This is a genomic window from Winogradskyella epiphytica (assembly GCF_003217215.1).
Taxonomy (GTDB): domain Bacteria; phylum Bacteroidota; class Bacteroidia; order Flavobacteriales; family Flavobacteriaceae; genus Winogradskyella; species Winogradskyella epiphytica.
In genome coordinates, this window is record NZ_QJTD01000031.1 from 1 (window position 1) to 3,533 (window position 3,533).

Genomic DNA, 3,533 nt, shown 5'->3' on the forward strand with positions numbered 1-3,533 from the left:
AACTGTTCGAAATAATAGTAGGAAAGAGAGGGGATTGTCATGAAAAACGAGATCGCTGTCTCAATACACAAAATAACCTTAATCCTCTCTTTTTTTCTTTCTGATTTGATTCCTAATTTATAACTTATATTTATAATCGCTAACTTAAGATACACAAAACCGTTGGCGTGCATTAGAAAAACAGAACTCAAATTGAAAATTATTACTTGGAATTGTAATGGAGCATTAAGAAAAAAGTTTGAGGATTTAACGGACTTTAATGCTGACATACATATAATTCAAGAGTGTGAAAATCCAGCAGAAACCAAACACAAAGAATACATTGAATGGGCGGAAAATTATTTATGGATTGGAGACACTAAAAATAAAGGAATTGGAATTTTTGCAAAGAAAAATATAGAACTAAAAAGACTGAATTGGTCAGACAATTTTAAAGACCATAAAGTAAAACACTTTTTACCTTGCTCTGTAAATGGAGATTTTGACCTATTAGCAGTTTGGAATCACAGCAATAAATCACCGACTTTTGGATATATTGGACAATTATGGAAATATCTTCAAGTCAACAAACCAAATTTAAAGAAGAGTTTAATTATTGGAGATTTTAATAGCAACAAGATTTGGGACAAATGGGACAGATGGTGGAATCATTCTGACGTTGTGGCTGAACTGAACGAAATTGGAATTGAAAGTTTATATCATAAATATTGGAAAGAAGAACAAGGAACCGAAACTCGACCGACTTTTTTCCTGCATAGAAAATTAGAAAAGCCATATCATATCGATTATGTTTTTGGTAGTAAGGAATTTATAAACGGACTAAAAAAAATGGAATTTGGAAAAATTAGTGATTGGTTAAAAGTAAGTGACCATTTACCAATTATTTGCGAATTTGAAACTGAAAAAAATAACGACACGCCAACACCGTATAAAATTAATGGCTAGTTCTCGCCTACTTACGAAAATCCTCGCGGATTTTCTATCCGGTATTTACTTGCTAAATTAGGTGCTTAAACACGCCACTAATCTTATACAAAACCGTTAGCAAAAATATTAACCTAAAATTAACGTTCATTGTTAAAGGAAAACTAAATTTGTAAAAAATAAATTAACCTATTTTTCTTATGAAAAAAAAATCTACCATTAGCAATACTTGTAAGTATTCTAACTTTTATGACATCCTGTGAGAAGGACGACTCATTTTCAGAGAATAAATTGTCTAATGAATTTAATTCTGAATCCTATATGAAAAAAGGTACTGGAGATGACAAATATACAGTTTTGGGCACTCAAAAGAAAATTCCCTGCTCTGTCGAAAATATGGCAGAAGCCTACCAAAGCATTTTAAAGAACCCAACGGCAGTAAAACATCCTGACAAAAATTATCCGATAAACAAAACCCATTTGTATGTGAAATTTAAACCACAGGACAGCATTCAGTACAACAAAATTGTCAATGATACAATTTTGGCTGTATCTGATGAACCATTTGAATATGAAATAGCAAACCAAGGGTCAATATATTTAGACCCAAAGGCCAATGATACCATTTTTACCTTTTACTATTCCGTAGTTCCAAAGGATTATCAAATACCTAGCGAGGTACCTCACGAAATACTCAAAGACCTGCATTTTACAAGTGAAGATGCAATAGGCGAAACACCATCAGAAAAAGAAGAAAATATACTTGATTTTTATGAAGACCTCAATACAGAGGCATTAAAAATTTCTGACAATTTAGAGGAGGATGAGAAAAAAGAACATACCTACTTTCAGAACGACCCTAGCGAAAGATTAAGCTATGATGATGTAAAAAGGCTTGGACTTAAAGTAAAGGACGTACAAATAAACTACGAATTAGAACCCAACGATGAAGATGTAGAAGGGGAAGCAAGGTTGTTTAGAAGAAGAAAATGGCGTCCTCGCGGCACAATAACTGTGCAAGAAGACGCCATAAACCAGAACGTTGGTGTTATGGGAGCGCGAGTTCGTGTGAGAAAATGGGGTTGGTTGGTTATAAGAAAAGCCCATACTAATCGCAATGGTTATTTTGAAACATCTAGAACAAGAACTAAACGAGTTAAATACGCTTTGTATTTCAAAAACAGAAGAAGTGGCAATATTAGACGTTTTACTGTAAAAGCAAGTTCTTGGTTTTGGAATGCAAGAGATAGAGGTCATAGAACACATAAACGTAGAGCTTGGAGAAGACACTATACTTATGGGAGAAGACAATTTTATGGTTACGTTCAAAATGCTGCGTTCGATTATTATACTCGAATAGCACCACAATATGGTTTGAGTATGCCTAGAGATAGGATAAATATTAGTGCTAAATACACACAATGTGCAAGTTCAGAACATCGTGCAAACGTCTTAACCTTGCTACCAGTATCAAGAATAAAAATAACTAGACGTAGTAAAATTAATGGTAATTGCGTTTACAGAGGTAGCGACGGCATTTATGCCACAACAGTTCACGAGCTTACACACGCAGGACACCAAAGAATGGACCCTGGTATGTTTTCTATTTTCCATATCGGAAGTTGCAATAGAGCCATACTTACAGAAAGCTGGGCCGAAGGTGTGGAAACTATTATTACTAATGATAGGTATTTGAGTCTTGAACCTAATTATTTAGATTCAAGCAACGACAATATTGGTTGGAATTTCACAAGGCAAAGAGATAGAGTATTTGAGATGGATGAATATACACCAATTGTAGCAGACCTTATTGATGATTATAACCAATCCATTGAATATGCTTTTCTAAAACCAGATCCACCTGTTGATGGAGTTCAAGGTTATACTTTAAATCAAATACAAAATGCTCTAGATGATTGTAGAGATATTGATTGTTGGGAAAATAACCTTAGAAACTATTATTTCAATTCCACAGAAAACAATCTCAATGAACTTTTTGATTATGTAAGAGATGTAAGAAATAATAATTTAAGCACCCCTTGTAATACGATATTCTAAAATATGGGTTATGAAAAATATATTTTATACTTTATTAATTGGGATTTTATTTTTTAGCTGTACTGATGAGCCAGACTTAAATAACTATAATTTGGAAATTCAAAATAATTCTAATGAAAACCTTAACATTAAGGCATATTTTGAAGGAAATTTAATATCGAATGTAAATTTAAGTACAAATCAATCTGGTTTAGAATGTTCTTACAATGATGAGAATTTTAGAGGTTTATTTTCCAACCAATGTAATATAGACTCGTTAATTATACGATTTTCGAATGATAAAGGCTATATTGTAAATGATGAGGGAAGTGGTACATTGAATTTTTCAAACGATAGAAACCCTTTTTTACCAAATGGTGGTTTTGACATAAATAATAATAACTATTCATTTTTAATCACCCAAGAAGATTTTGATAATGCACACGATTTACCATAGCGAAATAAAATACTTTTGCTAACAAAGTACTGTGGTAAAAAACAAGTAAAAAAGCATTAATTTCTCACCAAAGAACTTCTGTAACTATCCTCATATATTAGTCCAGATTTAGCAA

Annotated in this window: 3 protein-coding genes; all 3 read left to right on the forward strand. The window is 32.5% G+C overall.

The annotated features are described in order from the left end of the window. The first annotated feature begins 192 nt into the window (after positions 1-192). The 3 genes from DFQ11_RS14855 to DFQ11_RS14865 all read left to right on the forward strand — a co-directional run bounded on the left by DFQ11_RS14855 (position 193) and on the right by DFQ11_RS14865 (position 3,418). A complete protein-coding gene (locus tag DFQ11_RS14855; protein WP_110476665.1) occupies positions 193-945 on the forward strand; it encodes an endonuclease/exonuclease/phosphatase family protein in 753 nt (250 codons plus the stop codon). A 228-nt stretch (positions 946-1,173) separates the two neighbouring features. Then, the gene (locus DFQ11_RS14860) at positions 1,174-2,982 is read left to right on the forward strand and encodes a hypothetical protein (RefSeq protein ID WP_110476663.1); all 1,809 of its coding nucleotides are present in this window, start codon (positions 1,174-1,176) and stop codon (positions 2,980-2,982) included. A 10-nt stretch (positions 2,983-2,992) separates the two neighbouring features. Beyond that, positions 2,993-3,418 carry a hypothetical protein gene (locus DFQ11_RS14865; RefSeq protein ID WP_110476664.1) on the forward strand — a complete coding sequence of 142 codons (426 nt, stop codon included), beginning with the start codon at positions 2,993-2,995 and terminating at the stop codon, positions 3,416-3,418. Positions 3,419-3,533: the final 115 nt, after the last annotated feature.

Bases quoted from the DNA above. Each gene is read 5' to 3' on its own strand.
- DFQ11_RS14860 (WP_110476663.1), top strand. From the start codon at position 1,174: ATGACATCCTGTGAGAAGGACGACTCATTTTCAGAGAATAAATTGTCT.
- DFQ11_RS14865 (WP_110476664.1), top strand. From the start codon at position 2,993: ATGAAAAATATATTTTATACTTTATTAATTGGGATTTTATTTTTTAGC.